General features: G+C 47.4%; 1 protein-coding gene. It reads left to right on the top strand.

Translation table 11 applies throughout. The features are described 5' to 3' along the window. Positions 1-1,784, top strand: a 1,784-nt coding sequence (locus A3763_RS26180) for a 3'-5' exonuclease (RefSeq protein WP_304440851.1), incomplete at both ends; no start/stop codon positions are given.

Here is a 1,784-nt window from a genome sequence, read left to right as displayed (position 1 = left end):
TCTATGCTTTTCGAGGCGGGGATATCGCCACCTACCTCAGAGCTAAGCAGGATATTGACAAACACCCGCGTGGCCACCAGTTCACAATGGATACCAATTGGCGTTCTTCGCCTGAGATGGTCACAGCAGTAAATCAGGTATTCCAGCGCGAATCGAATCCATTTATCGCAGAAGACATCCCTTTTAACGCTGTAAACGCGGCGAAGAGTACACCCGAGCACTTGCGTGGTCAGCCTGCGTTTTGCATCACTCAAGTAAGACCTGAAGGACGTGATATAAAAGCGATGACCTCCATACTTGCCGATCATTGCGTCCAACAAATTCTTGCATTGCTGACTGAAGGAAAGGCCGCTTACTCAGACATTGCCGTATTAGTTCGTTCAGGAAAAGAGGCCGAGCTAGTTAAGCAACGCCTTGCACGCTATGGCTTAAGTGCAAGCTACGAAGGCAAGAGCAATATTTACGATAGTGAAGAAGCGCAGGCCATTTATCGCTTGCTTGCAGCGATAGCAGAGCCGGGTGATGAGTATCTGCTAATGAGCTGTCTGTCTGAATTATTCTTTTGCATCGACGACGAACGCCTCTTGGATATTCGAAATAACGATAGTGTTTTGGAGTATTATCTTGAGCTGTTTAATGACTTGCATAAATGTTGGAATCGCCATGGAGTCTTAGCCGCGATACGTGACGCTATGAGTCGCTTGGGTGTCTATGCATCTTGGCACCAGGATGCCTCACAGTTCCAGGACTGGGAAAGACGCCTTAGTAATGTTAATCAGCTAGCGGAGTTATTACAAAGTCAGGCGCAAGTCACACGTGGTCACTTTGCGCTACTGCGTTGGTTTCGTCAGAATATTTCAGCGTCGGTACTGGCTGATGATGAGAGTCGTCTACGTCTTGAAAGTGATGAACAGCTAATTCGTATCGTCACGATTCACAAAAGTAAGGGCTTAGAGTATCCCTATGTCTTTCTACCGTTTGTATTCACAGGCCGTGGTGCTGATATGGCGTGGTTTTATGATCAGAGCGGCAAGTTAAACCTCGACTTACTCAAGCAAGAGTCAAATGTCAGTTTGGTGGACCGAGAGCGGCTGGCTGAAGATATCCGCTTATTATATGTCGCACTGACACGAGCAAAATATCAATGCTTCCTTGGTACCTACTTTTATAAAGGCGCGGGCGTACTTAGTTTGGGGGTAGCGAAAACTGCCTGGGCTTATCTGCTTGACCGTGAAGCAATACTTGAAGGTTTGGACGAGGATAACTACCGTTCGGCTTTAGAGGGTTTGGCTGCACAATCAAATGGTGTCATTCAATTTAACTTACTCGACGAAGATGATTTAAGCGAGAGCCTAAAGCAACATCGTTTTGCGCACTTTAAATCAGAACAGGGTCGTGACAAGGGTCGGCAAGAGGCGATTGCTTGTGAACTGCTAGATAGAGGGTTGAGTAGCCAATGGCGAGTTCAAAGCTTTACCGGGCTAATGCAGGAAAGCCATGCGCGTCAGCATATTACGACATCACCAGGCTCCAATAGTCGCACGCCGTCGAAAGAGCCCGTAGCGGAAAGCGAAGAGCGAGAGTTAAGCATTTTTGACTTTCCCCGAGGTAGTAAGGCGGGTACTTTTTTACATACCTTGTTTGAAAGTATTGAATTCGAAACGGCTCAGCCGCTCACCAAACTACGCTCAGATGGCCAGCCTCTGAGCCTACGAGACATGATTGCAGAAAAACTGTCATTAAGTCGCCTTGTTGATGAAGGCGCTTTGCCTTTTTGGTCTGCC

It is taken from the genome of Oleiphilus sp. HI0128 (genome assembly GCF_001635365.1).
Note: the sequence above shows the minus strand (reverse complement) of the source record. Positions and strands in the feature narration are given on the sequence as shown.